This is a genomic window from Pyrobaculum ferrireducens, from assembly GCF_000234805.1.
GTDB lineage: Archaea > Thermoproteota > Thermoprotei > Thermoproteales > Thermoproteaceae > Pyrobaculum > Pyrobaculum ferrireducens.
Genome location: NC_016645.1, coordinates 1,439,736 through 1,455,380 on the forward strand (window position 1 = coordinate 1,439,736; position 15,645 = coordinate 1,455,380).

The 15,645-nt window shown below is 56.4% G+C and carries 21 protein-coding genes and 1 pseudogene; 11 read left to right on the top strand and 11 right to left on the bottom strand.

The genetic code is table 11. The features are described 5' to 3' along the window. The first annotated feature begins 56 nt into the window (after positions 1 to 56). Positions 57 to 797 carry an SDR family oxidoreductase gene (locus P186_RS07945; protein ID WP_148682863.1) on the top strand — a complete coding sequence of 247 codons (741 nt, stop codon included), beginning with the start codon at positions 57 to 59 and terminating at the stop codon, positions 795 to 797. Between the two features lie 180 nt (positions 798 to 977). Here the strand turns inward: P186_RS07945 and P186_RS07950 are convergent, their stop codons facing one another. Continuing rightward, the gene (locus tag P186_RS07950) at positions 978 to 2,603 is read right to left on the bottom strand and encodes an acyl-CoA dehydrogenase family protein (protein ID WP_014288939.1); all 1,626 of its coding nucleotides are present in this window, start codon (positions 2,601 to 2,603) and stop codon (positions 978 to 980) included. 196 nt (positions 2,604 to 2,799) lie between these two features. On the opposite strand from P186_RS07950, the gene P186_RS07955 reads away from it, so the two are divergent. Together P186_RS07955 and P186_RS07960 are read left to right on the top strand one after the other, a co-directional pair. Beyond that, positions 2,800 to 4,434 carry an acyl CoA:acetate/3-ketoacid CoA transferase gene (locus P186_RS07955; RefSeq protein WP_148682864.1) on the top strand — a complete coding sequence of 545 codons (1,635 nt, stop codon included), beginning with the start codon at positions 2,800 to 2,802 and terminating at the stop codon, positions 4,432 to 4,434. A gap of 28 nt (positions 4,435 to 4,462) precedes the next feature. Further along, on the top strand, positions 4,463 to 5,578 hold the full coding sequence (locus tag P186_RS07960) for a 4Fe-4S binding protein (RefSeq protein ID WP_014288941.1): 1,116 nt from the start codon (positions 4,463 to 4,465) through the stop codon (positions 5,576 to 5,578). On the opposite strand, the gene P186_RS07965 is transcribed toward P186_RS07960, so the two are convergent. The 6 genes from P186_RS07965 to P186_RS07985 form a co-directional block, all read right to left on the bottom strand. Then, on the bottom strand, positions 5,559 to 5,774 hold the full coding sequence (locus P186_RS07965) for a hypothetical protein (protein WP_014288942.1): 216 nt from the start codon (positions 5,772 to 5,774) through the stop codon (positions 5,559 to 5,561). The two genes, P186_RS07960 and P186_RS07965, sit on opposite strands and share 20 nt — an antisense overlap. A gap of 54 nt (positions 5,775 to 5,828) precedes the next feature. After that, entirely contained in the window at positions 5,829 to 6,503 is a 675-nt protein-coding gene (locus P186_RS07970; protein ID WP_014288943.1) for an asparagine synthase C-terminal domain-containing protein, read from the bottom strand. Between the two features lie 18 nt (positions 6,504 to 6,521). Next, positions 6,522 to 6,767, bottom strand: coding sequence for a hypothetical protein (locus P186_RS07975; RefSeq protein ID WP_014288944.1), 246 nt, complete (start codon positions 6,765 to 6,767; stop codon positions 6,522 to 6,524). Then, positions 6,760 to 7,161 carry a hypothetical protein gene (locus P186_RS07980; protein ID WP_014288945.1) on the bottom strand — a complete coding sequence of 134 codons (402 nt, stop codon included), beginning with the start codon at positions 7,159 to 7,161 and terminating at the stop codon, positions 6,760 to 6,762. Before P186_RS07980 ends, P186_RS07975 begins: the two co-directional genes overlap by 8 nt. Positions 7,162 to 7,165: 4 nt before the next feature. Next, positions 7,166 to 7,318 carry a hypothetical protein gene (locus tag P186_RS13850; RefSeq protein ID WP_158307136.1) on the bottom strand — a complete coding sequence of 51 codons (153 nt, stop codon included), beginning with the start codon at positions 7,316 to 7,318 and terminating at the stop codon, positions 7,166 to 7,168. A gap of 116 nt (positions 7,319 to 7,434) precedes the next feature. Further along, a complete protein-coding gene (locus P186_RS07985) occupies positions 7,435 to 7,848 on the bottom strand; it encodes a CBS domain-containing protein (RefSeq protein WP_148682865.1) in 414 nt (137 codons plus the stop codon). Positions 7,849 to 8,169: 321 nt separating this feature from the next. On the opposite strand from P186_RS07985, the gene P186_RS14330 reads away from it, so the two are divergent. From P186_RS14330 to thiC, 5 genes and pseudogenes are all read left to right on the top strand, one after another. Next, positions 8,170 to 8,805 carry a hypothetical protein gene (locus P186_RS14330; RefSeq protein ID WP_237179375.1) on the top strand — a complete coding sequence of 212 codons (636 nt, stop codon included), beginning with the start codon at positions 8,170 to 8,172 and terminating at the stop codon, positions 8,803 to 8,805. A gap of 42 nt (positions 8,806 to 8,847) precedes the next feature. After that, positions 8,848 to 9,201, top strand: a complete 354-nt coding sequence (locus P186_RS07995; protein ID WP_014288949.1) for an aspartyl protease family protein — start codon at positions 8,848 to 8,850, stop codon at positions 9,199 to 9,201. A 690-nt stretch (positions 9,202 to 9,891) separates the two neighbouring features. Then, positions 9,892 to 10,119, top strand: a complete 228-nt coding sequence (locus tag P186_RS08000) for a hypothetical protein (protein WP_014288950.1) — start codon at positions 9,892 to 9,894, stop codon at positions 10,117 to 10,119. Next, positions 10,094 to 10,468 (top strand): type II toxin-antitoxin system VapC family toxin, encoded by a 375-nt coding sequence (locus P186_RS08005; RefSeq protein WP_014288951.1) that lies wholly within the window; start codon positions 10,094 to 10,096, stop codon positions 10,466 to 10,468. The genes P186_RS08000 and P186_RS08005 overlap by 26 nt, the downstream gene beginning before the upstream one ends. Before the next feature lie 191 nt (positions 10,469 to 10,659). Next, positions 10,660 to 11,953: pseudogene (gene thiC / locus P186_RS08010) on the top strand (phosphomethylpyrimidine synthase ThiC). Here the strand turns inward: thiC and P186_RS08015 are convergent. Together P186_RS08015 and vapB are read right to left on the bottom strand one after the other, a co-directional pair. Next, complete coding sequence (locus tag P186_RS08015) at positions 11,943 to 12,404, bottom strand: type II toxin-antitoxin system VapC family toxin (protein WP_014288952.1); 462 nt, start codon at positions 12,402 to 12,404, stop codon at positions 11,943 to 11,945. The pseudogene thiC and the gene P186_RS08015 overlap by 11 nt on opposite strands. Continuing rightward, positions 12,391 to 12,612, bottom strand: a complete 222-nt coding sequence (vapB, locus tag P186_RS08020; protein ID WP_014288953.1) for a type II toxin-antitoxin system VapB family antitoxin — start codon at positions 12,610 to 12,612, stop codon at positions 12,391 to 12,393. The genes P186_RS08015 and vapB overlap by 14 nt, the downstream gene beginning before the upstream one ends. 143 nt (positions 12,613 to 12,755) lie before the next feature. On the opposite strand from vapB, the gene P186_RS08025 reads away from it, so the two are divergent. From P186_RS08025 to P186_RS08035, 3 genes are read left to right on the top strand one after another with little or no spacing between them, the layout of a single operon-like run. Beyond that, positions 12,756 to 13,034, top strand: coding sequence for an ABC transporter permease (locus tag P186_RS08025; RefSeq protein ID WP_014288954.1), 279 nt, complete (start codon positions 12,756 to 12,758; stop codon positions 13,032 to 13,034). Then, positions 13,018 to 13,548: an ABC transporter permease gene (locus P186_RS08030; RefSeq protein WP_148682867.1), complete on the top strand. Its 531-nt coding sequence runs from the start codon at positions 13,018 to 13,020 to the stop codon at positions 13,546 to 13,548. The genes P186_RS08025 and P186_RS08030 overlap by 17 nt, the downstream gene beginning before the upstream one ends. Before the next feature lie 6 nt (positions 13,549 to 13,554). Next, entirely contained in the window at positions 13,555 to 13,920 is a 366-nt protein-coding gene (locus tag P186_RS08035) for an ABC transporter permease (RefSeq protein WP_148682868.1), read from the top strand. On the opposite strand, the gene pdxT is transcribed toward P186_RS08035, so the two are convergent. After that, positions 13,917 to 14,531, bottom strand: coding sequence for a pyridoxal 5'-phosphate synthase glutaminase subunit PdxT (gene pdxT, locus P186_RS08040; RefSeq protein WP_014288955.1), 615 nt, complete (start codon positions 14,529 to 14,531; stop codon positions 13,917 to 13,919). The genes P186_RS08035 and pdxT overlap by 4 nt on opposite strands. Further along, positions 14,528 to 15,547 carry a pyridoxal 5'-phosphate synthase lyase subunit PdxS gene (gene pdxS, locus P186_RS08045; RefSeq protein ID WP_014288956.1) on the bottom strand — a complete coding sequence of 340 codons (1,020 nt, stop codon included), beginning with the start codon at positions 15,545 to 15,547 and terminating at the stop codon, positions 14,528 to 14,530. The genes pdxT and pdxS overlap by 4 nt, the downstream gene beginning before the upstream one ends. Positions 15,548 to 15,645 lie beyond the last annotated feature (98 nt).

Sequence of the window (15,645 nt, forward strand, 5' to 3'; positions counted from 1 at the left end):
CTAGTAATATCTGGCGCGTGGCCGGCAGATGTATATTATATAGTGGTTGTTTATACATGCCCACCGCGATTGTGACCGGCTCCGGTAGGGGGATAGGTAGGGCTGTTGCTGTGAGGTTCGCGAGGGAGGGGTGGAATGTGGTGGTAAACGCTAAGAGGGGGAGGGAGGAGGCTGAGGAGACTTTGAGATTAGTAAAAGAGGCTGGTGGCGTCGGCGTGTTGGTCATGGCGGACGTGGCCACAAGGGAAGGTTGCAAGTCCGTGGTCCAGTTGGCAGTGGATAAATTCGGCGGCGTAGACGTTTTGGTTAACAACGCGGGGCTGGGGCTCTACTCCCCATTTCTAGACGCCGATGACAAGCTAATCGATAAACAGCTAGAGGTTACCCTAAGATCGGTGATCTACTGCTCACAGGAGGCGGCTAGGGCGATGAGGGAGGGTGTCATCATAAACATAGCGTCTATCGCCGGCATACGGCCCTTTATAGGCCTCTCTATCTACAGCGCGGCGAAGGCCGCGGTTATGAACCTCACCAAGGCGCTGGCAGTGGAGCTGGCGCCGCGCATAAGAGTGAACGCCGTGGCGCCGGGCGTCGTAAAGACTAGGATGGGCGACAGCCTCCTCCAACTGCTGGGGATGTCTGAGGAGGAATTTGCCAAGCGGTATACGTTGCTGGGGAGGCTGGTCGCCCCGGAGGACGTGGCTGAGGTAGTGTGGATGCTGGTTAAAATACCGACAATTACCGGACAGGTGGTTGTTGTAGATTCCGGCGGCTTGCTAAAAGCGGGGCCTCCTTAATCCACCGGCATAGTTGCCACGTTAATAGACCCCGTCAGAAACGAGATACCTACTACATGGAAGCGGCAACCCGGCTGTCGACGGGATGCCGGCATCAATGTGTAGTGGCTACTACCGTTGTTTAGTATAATAGAACCTACTTGTGTTTTTTGCATTTTTGCCGAGGCTGAATAACCTCGTTTATAGCATCCACTGTAATCCCTCGCCTCCCTTTCTCACTAGGTTTGAGTCGATCTCCTTGTCTATGACTTCTGTATAGAGGTAAATCTTGCTTAGGGCGGTTGCCCACTGCTCTCCTGAGTCTTCTGCCCACTCCTGGTAGTAGGTAGCGGCCGTTGCTTTCCCCAGCATGGCTAGTAGTTTTTTCGAGTGTAGCTCTACGCCGTCTTTCAACGCCTCTGTCGCAAAGTCTTTGATATTTTGCAAGGCGGCTGTGAGTTTGTGCCTCGCCTCTTCGTCGCGTAGCTTGTTTATCCTAGTTGCTAGGTCCTCAAGTAGGGCTTTTCCAGCGTCTTTGCGGTAGAAGGCCTCAGCCATGTCGAGAGACTGGATGTTGCTTGTGCCTTCCCAAATCGCCGTGACCAGCGCGTCTCTGTGGATCTTCGCCATGGGGAACTCCTCCAAGAAGCCTATCCCGCCCATAAGCTCCATGGAATACCTAGTTATTTCTATTGAGGTCCAGGCGGCGAGGTTTTTCACTATGTGTGTATGGAGCCTTGCGTAGTAGTAGGCGGGGCTGTAGGGGGGCCTCTCTGCATACGCCACGTCGCTGAAGGTTTTCGCGGCGGTGAGCGTGTACAGAAGCGTTGCCTGTAGCTTGGCCTCCATCTCCACCAAGTCGCGGAGGTAAAGCGGGTGCTCCACCAGTCTTTTTCCAAAGGCTCTTCTCTCGTTTCCGTAGAGATACGCCTCCCACAGAGCCTTCCTTGCCAGGCCGAGGCCGGCTGTGGAGTTGTCAATCCTGGCTATTGTCAAAATTTCCAACGCGATGTAGATGCCTATGTCGAGGGTCCCCAGTAGGTGGGCATCGGTATCTCTAAGCTCTACTTCTCCAGTTGGGACGGTGACCGTGCCCAGTTTGTCTTTTAGCCTGAGTATTTTCCAGTTGGGTCTGCCGTTTGGTAGGTAGGCTGGGGCGAAGAAGGTGGCGACTCCCTTCGCGCCGGGCCTGGGCGGCGTTGGCTTGGCGGTTATTATGGCGGCGTCTGCCAGCCCGACGTTGGAGGTGAAGTACTTAATTCCTCTTAGTCTCCACTTTCCGTCTCCGCTCTGTTGAGCAACCGTCTCCAATCCGCCTAGGTCGCTACCGGCTTGTACTTCTGTGTAGAAGGTGGCGCCCATCCAAGGCTTCTCTCTTTTCAAGAAGTTGGGGAGATACGTGGCTTTGACCTCGTCGCTTCCGTATTTGGCGAGGCCGTATGCCGTCTGCTCGGTGAGTGTTATTGTGCAGAAGAAGCCCGCGTCGGATATGACGTAGCCAGAAATGAAGTGGTATAGCAGATCTCTTTCACCTGTGATCGTCTTCGAAACGACGCCGTGTCTCAATAAGTCGTATAGAGTCTGGAGATGGCTGGGCGATACCTCTACGTAGTTTATCTCCTCGCCGCGGACGCTCCACATCTTTAGAATCGGTTTCGCGTAGTGGTCCACGTAGTACGCCTCTTCTATCATTTTCGTAGAGACGTAGTGACCCAGGGCGTCCAGGTCTGCATCGGGCTTAAAATTGAGGTGGCTTAGAAAGTATTGCAGAGGCTTGTCATGGCTGTAGTAGTTCTTGCCGGTGGTGAGCCAAAGTTTTTGAAACATGGTATACCTCAAGGCTGTATTTTAATATGTTAATAGAGAAGATGCACTTAGATCGCAAAGATAAAGCAGAAATAGATTTTAAATCTATTGTAATTTACCGAATCGAAAACCATAGAGGATGAAGGTTTCGACGAAAATGAATTCTGCCCTATAACCAGTCGACATTTAGTATTAAAATTATTACATGTGTCTAGACGTGATACGGAAGTTTGTTTCGGGGGCTGAGGCTGTTTCTAAAATTCCAGATGGGGCCGTGGTGGCTATTTCAGGCTTCAACGCGGCGACGGCGCCTTTCTACCTAATTGACGAATTGATAGAGAGGTATAGGAAGACGGGGCACCCAAGGAGGCTTTTCATAATTTCAGACGCCATCCCCTCAATACCCGGCTTTGGCCTCGACAAGATCGGGAAGCTGATCCTGGAAGACCCGGACCAGGACTTTGTGAAAGGTTTTCTACTCCCGTTCTACGGCTGGGCGCCGGAGTTGCAGAAGGCCGTCATGAAGAACTTAGTGGAGGCCTACACCTGGCCCATCGGCATAGTCACCAGGTGGCTCCGCGCCGTTGCCGTTGGGGCGCCGGGCATCTTCAGCCGGGTGGGCCTAGGCACATTTATAGACCCGCGGCAGGACGGCGGCTTTCTAAACGGGCTGGCTAGGGAGAGGAGGACCGCCACGGTTGAGCTCTACGAGGTGCATGGAAGGGAGTACCTGCTGTATAGAGGCCCCAAGCCGAACGTGGCTCTGGTAAGGGCTACGACGGCCGACGAGATTGGTAACCTGAGTATGGAGCAGGAGGCGATATACGGCTCCGTCCTCTCTATTGTGGAGGCCGTCAAGGCCCACCCCGGCGGCGTCGTGATCGCACAGGTGCTGAGGACGGTGACGCTGGGGGAGATCCACCCCAAGCACGTGGTGGTGCCTGGGCCCTTGGTGGACTACATCGTCGTGACTAGGCGGGGCACGGAGGTGGAGAAGTACCACTGGCAGACCGCCTCCTTCGACCTCAACCCGGTCATAAGCGGCGACGCGCCCTACAGAGTGGCGTACGAGCCGGTGAAGCTAACTGCCGAGAAGGTGGTGGCTCGGAGGGTTGTCCTCGAGCTGGTGAACTTGGTGGGGAAGCTGGGGCGCCCAGTAACTGTTAACCTCGGCATCGGCATACCCGCTGTGGCCGCAGACGTCATTAGAGAGGAGAGGCTAGACGACTTCATCCACCTCACGGTTGAGTCGGGGGTTTGGGGAGGAATCGCCCTCATGGACGCCGACTTCGGAGCCGCCATGGGGCACTACGCCGTGATCCCAATGCCCGACCAATTTGTCTTGTACGAAGGCGGCGCGATAGACGCCACCTCGCTGGGGTTTCTACAAATTGACAAGGAGGGCAACGTCAACCCGGCGTTTCTGCCCGGGAGGCTTCCCGGGCCCGGGGGGTTCCCCGTCATCGCGATAGGCTCCCCAAGGGTGTACTTCGCCGGGGGGTTCACCGCTGGCCGGAGGGACATAGCGGTGAAAGACTGCAGGCTGGTAGTCGCTGAGGACGGCCCCATTGTCAAGTTCGTGGAGCGTGTCTACAAGATCGTCTTCAGCGGGAGATATGCGGTGGACGAGGGGAAGGAGGTGCTGTACATCACAGAGCGCGCGGTGTTTAGACTGACGCCAGGCGGCTTGGAGCTTGTGGAGGTTGCCCCGGGAGTCGACTTTGAGAGAGACGTCTTGGCTAAGATGGAGTTCAAGCCAGCGGTGAGGCGCGTTGAGGAGATGGACAGGAGACTTTTCTGTGAAGAAAGGCTAGGGCTGAGGGAGGTTGCTCTCGAAATTGTAAAAAGGTAAGTTTAAAAGGCGCTGTGTAGAGAAGGAGGTGATAAGAAGAGACAAGCCCTCAGTCCTCGTTGTCAGCGGAAGATCCGACTTGACGAAGTACCTCTCGCAGACTCCCCTCTACTTCGCATACCGCGGCCCCCACGGCGACTGGTTCAAGTCGGTGGCCGAGAGGCATGTGGACTCCGCGGAGTGGCAACTCCTCCCGCCGGCGGAGGCGAAGGCGGCTACTCGCAGAGATCTGCTGACGGGCGGCTTCCTGAGGCTGAGGGACACGGTGGCGGTGAGGCAGGACAGGTGTATATGGTGCGGCCTCTGCGCCTCGCTCTGCCCAGCCTCTGCCTTTGAGTACGCGGAGAGGCGCGTCGTGAGGGTGAGGTACGAGTCTTGTATCGACTGCGGCCTCTGCAACGCCGTGTGCCCCGTCGATGCCGTGCAGATGCCCTCCCTCCCCGACGCCTACCTCGCGGACTTGGTAAAGACCGCCCCTGCGCCGCTTAGGTTTATCTGCGACTACGCCTTCCAAGACGGCGACGAGGAGGGGGTGCGAGTCAAATGCGTCGCCGCAATTCCAAAGCAGTATCTCTACCTCGCCGCGGCGAGGCACGGCGAGGCCCGGGCCTACTGCTCAAGAGGCGAGAGCTGTCCCCTGTGGCCGGCGGCGGCGAGGTGGGCAGAAGGCCTGGATAGGGAGGGGAGAGATTTCGTGGTGAAGACGGCTAGGGCCCCACTGGAGCCGGGGGATAGGTGGCAGACGAGGATGCTGGCCGCGGCCCTGGGAATGCCCGTAGGCCAGCTAGAGGTGGCGAGCGGTTGCACCTTATGCGGAGCATGTGTCAACGTCTGTCCAACAAACGCCCTGGCTCTGAAAGGCGGCGAGCTGAGGCTGGTGCCGGCTTTGTGTATAGCATGCGGCGTATGCGCCGACAAGTGCCCGGAGAGGGTCATCAAGGTGTTTAGAGGGGCCGTGGAGAAGCCGTACGAGACGCAGACGCTGTACCGCGACGCCCCGGCTAGGTGCGCCTCGTGCGGCAGAGCCCTCCCCTACACGGAGACCATGGCGAGGAGGCTGGCGGAGCGTCTCAAGTCTAGGGGGTTGCCCCACGGCCACGTGTACCTCTGTGAAGAATGCCGCTTCAAGACCTCGCCCGCCTAGCCCTGACAGCGTGTTTGTCCCCCTCCCGCCAGACGTCCACAACTACGTACTGGAAGAGGGGGAGGACGAGTCTAAGGACCTTTACACAGTCCTCGTCGCTTGTCTTGACAACCAATTCCTCGGGTCCCCTCTCCTTTATGTACTCAACTGTCTGGAGAGAGCCCTGGGGACAGCCCGCAACCTCTAGGACATCCATACGGAGAAAAACTCTACGAAGTTTAAAAATAGTGGCTAAACCGGCGCAACTATTCTACCCCGTGTTGCTGATATACCAGCCACACATCCTGCAGTACCTCCCATCGGTTTCTGCGCCGCATACAGGACACGGCCTTGCACCTCCGCGCGCATAGGACAAGCCCATGTTGCGGAACAGGTGGTAGAGATACCTCGCGGCGCCTTTTACCGGGATATCTACATCGACATCTCTGCCCAGCGCAGCTAGTACGTCGTAGAGCTTTCGAAAGCCGCTACCCACCTCAATAGGGTCTTTCCTCCTGCGCCCCAGCCCGCCGAGCGCCTTCTCAAGCTCAAGGCGCAGTAGGCACTTCCCAACTCCACACCTTATCTTCTCCTCAAGAGGGATTGACATGAGGAACTCCTCTATCTCGAGAAACGGGGCTTTTACAGAGACGCCCAGGGCCTTCCCGATGTCAAAACTACAGAAATACCACCGGCCCCGCATTTGGCGTAGATAGCTCGCCAGCTCGTCAACTCCCTTTCTCAACATAAAGTCGTAGCCGATGCAGAGGTCATCCCCGCCGTCCCCCGTACAGACTCTAGAAAAGCCGCGCATCTTAGCCTCCAGGAGGCCGATGTAAACATCGGCGCAGTTAACCATCTCCATGGGGTTAAACACCCGGAGAATTTTCACAACCTCGGCAACCGCCCCCAGCGCCTCGACCTCCGGCACCTTTTCTCTCTCCACTTTTATAAAGTCTAGCCTTCACTTGGCGATTTCGCAAGGCACCGCCAGCCGCTGGGGTAGGGCGTTGCAGTTGGCGGTCGACACGAGGTGTTTAACGCCAGCCGCCAGCCTCCGGGCTGTGGGCGGAAGCTTTTCAACAGGCGTTATGAGGATTAGGTCAAGTTCGTGTTCTAGAAAGGCGCCGCTCCGCAGAGCCTCTCCCGCGGCCTTTTCAAGAAATGCAGGGTCCCCCGTTTCGACGTATTTTACAATTAAGTCATACATATACATGTCTGTAAAAGGCTTCAAATTTATCTCTAATCCCCAGCCCCGAAGCGATTCCCCTGGCCCTTTCCCAGTCGACTCTGTCTTTTAGCAACCTAAATCTAGCCACGTCTACGGCCCTGGGGCCGTCTGGCCTGGTGGCTTGGAGTACCGCGTAGGCCTCTAGGCTAAGCGTCCAGTAGTCGACGCAGTCGCGCTTCACTAACACCACCTCGTTAAAGAGAGGTGTTTCTGATATCCTGCCGAGGTGGGTTCTCGACATAACCTCTATAGAGACGACGCCCGCCTCTACCGGGGCGAAGAAATGGAAAATTACATTATCGCCTCTTCTAAAGACTTCATACCTCTCCTCGCCGATGCCAAGCGCCTCTGCAATTATGCGGGATAGGAACATTGGATTAAATTCTTCTTATGAATATGTCGATGTCTTTCGAGGGGAGCGCCAAGCCGAGAGTTATGTAGAAAACTTGAGAACCTCTAACCACTGCGTTGTAGTGCCTAGCCAAGGCGGGGTAGATCTTCTTCAATACCTCCACCCAGATTGTAACCACGGGTATGCCCCACCGCTTTTAAACATAATTCAATATGTGGAGCGTCTTTATCCACATCTTTTGGGCAGTGGCCGTTGATGTTAGTGGAGTCAGGATTGGGGGGTAAAAAGTTTGTTTTAGAGGCTTGGGTGTGCGGGGGTGGGGGTTTTGTGGGTGGCGTACAGCGCCACTATGTCGCGTTGAGAAATAACGCCGTATAAATCGCCGCTTTTATTTAGGACTAGGACGTGTCTTATGCCGTGTTTTACCATTTTCCCCGCGGCGAGCTCCACCGGGTCGTCTGTGTAAACATAGATCAGCCCCGTGGTGGTGGCTACTTCTCTCACGGTGACTGTCAACGGGGCTCTCCAGGCGAGTGCCCTCACCACGTCCCGTTCAGACAGCACCCCCACGGGCTTGTTTGGATTATTTCTATCCACGACTACTAGAATCCCCACGTCGTGTGTTGCCAACAGCTCCACAGCCTTGTCTAGAGTCTCGTCTGGCGTTATGACTATAGGCGGGCGGGAGGCAATTTCTCCACATTTCATATTTAACAATAATGATAGATAAATAAAAACTTTTCTATAGACATTCACACTTGACAAATTGTTAAGGTGTTGTACAAGGAGAAGATCAAAATGCGGACTAGCAACCGCTTGTTCTACTCACGACGCTCCAAGGGGGTATTACTGCCGTCGACATTGGCTAATAAGATACAGAAGTCAATGCTCAGGTAACTGCCTTAGATAGGCGCTTAACCGAGCCTCTAGCAGTAGCCGCTCTAAATTTCTAATTCACTACACCGCCGAATTGCCTCATTGCGCCTCTGAAGTTTTTAAAAGCTTTAAATAGGAGATCGGTATTGATTTGTGGTAAGTGATGTGGTGTTGTCCATCATAGGACTTGCTGTGACGGTCGTAGGCATGCTAGGCGGCGCTCTCTACTGGCTGGGGAAAAAATTCCAGGAGATAGAAATGAGATTTAGAGAGATTGAGATGAGGTTCAAAGAAATAGATAGGAGGTTTGAGGAAATTAACAAGCGGTTTGAAAGCATTGAGAGGAGGTTTGAGGGTATAGAGAAGAGGTTTGAAGCCGTGGATGCTAGATTTGCCGAGATGGATAAGAAATTTGTTGCGTTTGCCGACTCCATTAGATCGGCGGTGGTGGCTATGAACTCCGCCGTTGTGGAGTTCCTCGGCGTCAAGGGCTTGATCAGCCCGCGGGAGGCCTCATTTCTAGTCAGCGAGATTTCTAGACTCTCGCTGGCCATAAAGGCCAACCCCATCTCGAAGGAGGAGGTCGAGTACATCCGGCAGGTCTTCGCCAAGGGCGACGTAGATAAGATCAGCGTCGAGGAGCTGGAGAGAGTCGCCGAGATTGCCAAGCGCTGGTGGTACGAGGACGGCTCCGAGGTGGCCTACAAGCTGTTTCTCTACACCTGGATGCTGAGGGCATACAAGCTATACGGCAAGGAGAGCCAGGAAAGCGGCGCGGGGCGTAGCTGACGTTGAGGCGTCTAGCTTTTATTTCGACCCCCAGCACTATCCATGGTCCATGTATTTGCCAAGGCTGTGTTTAGGGGGAGGGGTGAGGTGGTTTTTGACAAAATTCTAGTTGACACGGGCGCCACCTTCACCGTGCTTCCGCTAGAGGTGGCTGAGAAACTTATAGAGACTCCCTTCACAGTGGAGCTTAAGCTGGGAGACGGCCGTAGGGTGGCGGCGAGGGTCTACATAGCGGAGGTGGAGATCGGGGGGGGGGGGCGCGGCCCGGTCAGAGTCTTGGCGTTTCAAGGCGCGGTGCCCGTAGTAGGGGTGGACACGCTGGAGACCCTGGGACTGCGTGTAGATCCCACCACCGGCAGGCTGGAGAAAACCGAGTACTACATGCTTTACGTCTAGCAGCGGCCCACGCCCCCTGCCCCCGTAAAGGCCTACTTTACGCATCTCACAAGGTCGAATCTCTGACAATTGCAGGAGTCCGACATAAGTAATGCCCCTTTCTGCTCTCAAGCATCCCGAGGGTGCGGGGCCCGTGCGTGCACGGCGGCGCGCGGGCAAACCACGTCTGGAGGGCTGGCGTTTCCCTTCAGCGGATTCTGTTTCTCCCAGAGTCGCTCCCCCCGCCTTAGGCTTGCACTTAGGTGTCTCCACACGGCCCTATGCGGAGCGGCGGCAGATACATCACGGCTTGAAGCCGGTGGGATGCTCTAAGCTTGATCTACAGATACTGGGCAGTCACACAACACAAAAATCCCAACCCTACCCTCATCCTAGACGCCGTACAATCTCCCCTCCCTCCAACTCGTTATATCGTATTATAGAGACGTTGCACACCCTCATTGCCTATAAGGAGCTGTGATCCTCATAGCGTTAAAAAGGCTGATGGATATCTCGAAGGAGACTCGGTAGCTTTGCCCTGTTGCCTAGAGATGTCTCTAATTTATCGAAGAGATCTCTGACCCTAGCCGAGCGCGCGCGGGCCATGTGCACCCGGGCGCCTAGAGAGTAGAAGGGGGCGTGTGGCAGAGACGTTTTGGTCACATCAATTCTTTTCCAAAAAATATATAAATTGGCAAATATGATGAACTTATGGAAATTGTGGAAGTTGACGGTTCTGGGAGAATTTATCTGCCCGCCAAAATTAGAAGGCGGTTTGGAGTTAGGCGTTTTAGAGTGAAGATTGTAGAACAGGGTATTTTGCTAGAACCTCTAGACGACGTGGATAAGTACTACGGGAAGTTTGGCCCGCCTAGGTATCAAACTCTGGAGGAGATAGAGGAGGCTTTGAAAGATGTCTCGCAAATGGATTTACATTGATGTAAATGTTCTTTATTATTTTTTTACAGCTCATCCAAAATACGGAGAGGGCTCTCGTGAGCTGATTAAAAACTACGCGGGGAGGCTTGCCACCTCGGCTCTTACCGCCTGGCTACTCTACGTATTAACGCGAAACGAAGAGGTGGTAGAGGCGGTAAGAGATTTAACAACGTTGCTACCGCTTGACGCAGAGGTTTTAAACAGAGCCAGGAGTCTGGCTAAGCCAAGAGATTTTGAAGACAGGATCCACCTCGCCACCATGCAGATCTACGGCATAGACACCATACTATCCAACGACGGCGACTTCGACAATGCAGGCGTGCATAGAATTCCCCCTAGAGCAAAGTAGCACAGCCCCTCTTAGGACAAGCACCTATGGCGATTGGCGCCCATTCAGACCCCCGGCCGTCGCCACATCCGCAGATCACTGGGCGACCTCTTCCTCCCCAGCCGCCGCTAACCTGTCATAGAGAGCCACGGCCAGCGACGCCGCACGTGGCGTCTGCAATAATACTTTAATTTGGAATTAATCAGTAATTTATGGCAAGGACAGTGATGGAGGAGGCCCGCCAGGGCCGGGTCACCGACGAAATTAAGGCGTATGCAAAGGTGGAGGGGGTTGCGCCGGAGAAGTTAAGAAGGAGGATAGCGGAGGGGAGGGCGGTTTTAATTAGGAACGTGTCTCACCCCTCTGAGAAACTCGTGGCGATTGGGGCCGGGCTAGCCACCAAGGTTAATGTGAATCTGGGGACTTCTAGCGAGGTGGTGGATCTTCGACGCAGAGTTGAAGAAGGTGGAGGTGGCTAACCGCTGGGGGGACACCCTCATGGATCTGAGCGTGGGGGGCGACCTGGACTACATTAGGAGGGAGGTTCTAAGGGCGTCTAAACTGTCGGTGGGCACCGTGCCGATCTACCAAGTGTTTATAGAGTCTTTCACGAAGAAGAGGGGCGGCGCCTACTTTACCGAAGAGGATTTGTTGAAGACTGTGGAGAAGCATTTAAAAGACGGCGTGGCGTTTATGACTATACACGCCGCGGTGACGAGGGACTTGGCGTTGAAGGTTCTGCGGAGCGAGAGGGTTATCCCTGTGGTGTCGAGAGGAGGCGACATGGTTATCGGCTGGGTGCTCCACAACAAGTCGGAGAACCCCTACCTCAAGAACTGGGACTACCTCCTGGAGCTCTTCGCCCAGTACGACGCCGTGATTTCCATCGGCGACGCCCTGAGGCCCGGCGCCATAGCTGATGCCCACGACGAGTTTCACGTGGCGGAGCTGGTGGAGGCGGCGCGGCTGGCTAAGAGGGCAGTTAAGAAAGGCGTCCAGGTGATGATAGAGGGCCCCGGCCACGTGCCGCTGAACGACATTATCTGGAGTATAAAGCTGGAGAAGAGGCTGACGGGGGGCGTGCCCTACTACGTGCTTGGCCCGCTCCCCACGGACGTGGCGGCTCCCTACGACCACATAGCCTCCGCCGTGGGGGCGGCGCTGGCGGCGGCCGCGGGCGCGGATCTGCTGTGCTACATCACGCCGGCGGAGCACCTCGCCCTTCCCACCGTCGAGCAGGTGGAGGAGGGGGTAAAGGCCTACAGAGTGGCGGCCCACATAGGGGACATCGTCAAGCTCGGGAAGAGGGCCTCCAGGTGGGACCGGGAGGTCAGCACCTACCGGGGGAAGCTCCAGTGGCGGGAAATGATATCGCGGTTGATAGATCCAGAGGCGGCGTGGCGGGTATACACACAGTACGGCACCCCCAAGACAAATGCCTGCACCATGTGCGGCGGCTACTGCCCAATGATGTGGGCAATGCAACAAGCAAAGGCTATGGCGTAGCAGACGCCGCCTCACCTCTTTGCAAACTCTGTAAACCACCGGTTTTTAAACTACAGTTCAATAAGCTAATGGCTTGCCCGCCGAGTCTTTCCGCCAGCGATCTGTCAGTAGTGGCGAGCTTGGCGCCTAGCTTCACGGCAAGTGTCAGATACAGGGCGTCGTAGACAGCCACGCCGTGTGTAACCGCTGTCTCGACAGCCTCCTCCAAGAGATCTATGCTTCTGTAGACATTGGCAGATGATATGATCTTGTTGGCGAGGCGGACCCGGTAAGCCGCCTCGCTGGCCGGTATGCGCCCCATCTTCACGTGTTTCCACACAACATTAGCCACCTCGGCATATGCGATATCCACCGTGGCCTTGTCGCCCCGAGCCACGTAGGATCTGCAACGATCGTAAAACTCGTCTTTTACCACGACGCTGGCGAAAACGCTGGAGTCAATTACTATCACGATCCTCCCTAATCAGCCTCCAGCTGGGCGCCGGCGCCGGCGGGATGCCCTCGTTCAGCTTGTCCAGCTCTCTAAGGGCCTCCTCCGCCTCAAGCTGTCTAAGCTTCTCCTCGATGGCCTCTGTAATGACTCTCTTCCAGTCAATTTTATACCTCTCCATCCTCTCCTTCAACTCCTTGGGAATTCGTATACTCAACACAACCTGCACGTCTACAGACCGTGTACGCAAATAAATACTTTATGTATACAGATATGTAGACACCTCTCGGCTATGGATCGCCTGAAGATGGCCGCGGTTCTGGGGGTAAACACCAGGCTGGTCTACACTGTTGCAGTGACCCTGGGGGGATCTTGACGGCGCTTCTGGAGGGAGCGGTTTCGTCCCTCTGGCAGAACTTCACCATCGGCCTCGCCAGGGTGCTCCTCGTATACGCCTTCGCGGTGGTGACCGTGGCGGGCCTGGGGAACGTGACGGGGGTGGTGGTGGCGGCGTTGTTAGTAAGCACGTTGAGGACGCTGGCGGTGTTCTACTTCCCAGAGCTCGAGCTCTTGGTGATATACATCGCGGTGATAGCAGTCCTCCTCTTAAAGCCGTCGGGGCTCTTTACTAGACATGAAAGGCGGGTATAGAGCCCTGGCAGTAGCCGCGGCGCTGGCGTACCTCCTCTCCCCCAACTACTACGTCAGATATGAGGTGGCCTACATCGCCGCGGCCAGCCTCGCCGTGCTGGGGGTGGTGACGTTGCTAAACGCCGGGCTTGTGAACTTCAGCTACGGGATGTACGTAGCCGTGGGCGCCTATACGGCGGCGCTCCTCTATAAATACGCCGGGGTTAAGGAGCTGGCGGTTGCCCTCCCCCTCTCCATCGCCTTGGGAGCCGCCGTGGAGCTTGGCGTGGGGTCCCTCACCGGTGGAGTTAGGGGGATTTTCTACGCCCTGCTCAACCTATCCCTCGCCATGGTCCTGTACGGGGCGTTGGTTAAGTTCTACAACTTAACCGGGGGCTCAGACGGCGTCTCAGTCCCGATCTACACCATTCTGGGTGCGAGGCTCGGCCTAGACGGGCTCTTCGCCTTGTCGCTCGCCGCCGCGGCCGCCGCGGCGGCCCTTAGATATTTCTACGTCGAGACGGCTCTGTACTGAAGCGCCGTGGGGATAAGGGAGAATGAGCAACGCCTCCCCTCCATGGGCGTGGCGCCCGAGGGCGTCGTAGCCAGGATAACAGTAATCTCGGCTATGCTCGGTAGCGCCTCGGGTTGCCTACTGGCGTATCTCACCGGCCACGTAACCCCAGAGCTAGCCTTCTGGTCCTACTCCACCCTGCTGGTCATCAGCGGCGTCGTGGGCTTCTACGCATCTACGACGCTGGGCTTTTTAATAGGGACGGCGGCGATGCGCGTTGTAAACCTCGCCGCGTACCACGCCACCTACGAGCTGGTTATTGGAGCCGGTCTGCTCGCAGTTATGGCGGGGTTGCTCGCCAAGGACAGGCTGGCCTCTGGAAAAACCCGCTAGGCCTTTCCCAGGGCCATCTCCAGCACCCTCCTGTGGAAGGCGGTGGTGGTGAGCTCGGGGTGGAACGCCGTGGCCAATATATTGCCCTCCACCGCCGCCGTGTAGATAAGGCCGAGGCTTGCGTGCCTCACAGGTGCGAGAGGCTTCGCCGAGCCCCACGCCTTCACCACAGCGGGCGCCCTTATAAACACGGCGCGGATTTTCCCAAAACCCTCCACCTCGAGCTCCGCCTCGAAGGACTCCCTCTGTCTGCCAAACGCATTTCTAACAACGGCGATGTCCATCACGCCGATGGTCGGCTGCCCCGTCTCGCCCACCACGGCGTCTCTCACCTCCTTAGCCAGCAAGACGGCGCCGGCGCATGTCCCAAGCGTCGGCAGGCCCCCCTCCGCCGCCTTCCTAAGCGGCTCTATTAAACCGGCCCTCTTCGCCAGAATCCCAATGGTGGTGGATTCGCCGCCCGTGAGCGCCAGGGCCTTGACGTCCTCTAGTTGCCGCGGCTTCTTCACCTCGAGAACCTCCACCGCAATTCCCAGCTCCGCGGCGGCTTTTCTAAAAGCCTCGGCGTGCTCCTCCACGTCGCCTTGCAACGCCACAACCCCCACCTTCATACCCCCCTTGTCTGCAGGAGCTCCTCAGGCCTTAGAGTTCTGATATCAATACCCAGCATTGCGGATTTCTCACTAACCATCTTCTGCGCCTCCACCACAGTCTCGGGATCGTCCCAGTGCGCAGTGGCCAAAACAATGGCCTCCGCCCTCTGCCTCGGGTCCTGGGACTTGAAAATACCGCTACCGACGAAGACGCCGTCCGCCCCCAGCCACATCATCAAGGCGGCGTCCGCAGGCGTGGCTATGCCCCCAGCGGCGAAGGTTACCACGGGAAGGCGCCCCATCCTCGCCGTGAGGGCGACAAGCTCAATAGGCACTTGGCACCTCCTCGCGTAGTCTCTAAGCTTCTCCTCGTCGCCAGATCTATAAGCCGCCGTGAGCTCCTCCACGGCGCTGTAAAGGGCTTTGAAGTGCTTCACCGCCTCCGCCACGTTGCCGGTGCCCGCCTCGCCCTTAGACCTAATCATGGAGGCCCCCTCCGAAATCCTCCTCAACGCCTCGCACAGCTCTCTACACCCGTTTACAAAAGGCACCGTGAAGAGCCACTTATTGATGTGGTGTTGCTCGTCCACCGGCGTGAGGACCTCCGACTCGTCTATCAAATCTACGCCGATAGCCTCCAAAAGCACAGCCTCGTAGTAGTGGCCAATCCTAACCTTAGCTGACACCGGAATTGTAATGTGCGCCATCACCTCTTCAATCAACTTCAAGTCGGCCATCCTCGCCACGCCCCCCGCCTTCCTCACGTCGTAGGGAAGCTTGTCGAGAACCATCACGCCTACGGCCCCCGCGTCCTCCGCCACCTCCGCCTGCTCCACATTCGTCACGTCCATAATAACACCCCTCTTCAACATCGCGGGGAACCCCACCTTAACCCTCACTGTGCCGGTTTGGACCCCCTCCAGAGGCCTCGGCCACTTCACACCCCCCTCCCTAAGCCTATCCCTCACTTCGAGCAACCCGTAGAAGAAGTCACGCAACCGGTCCAGCGTCGAGAAGCCCCCCGCCACCGACATAACCTACCTATCATACAGCCATATATAACTTTTTAGTTTCAAAACTTTGACGACTTGCTAAGGATATTATTGAGAACTAAATGCTTATCTCCTGGAAG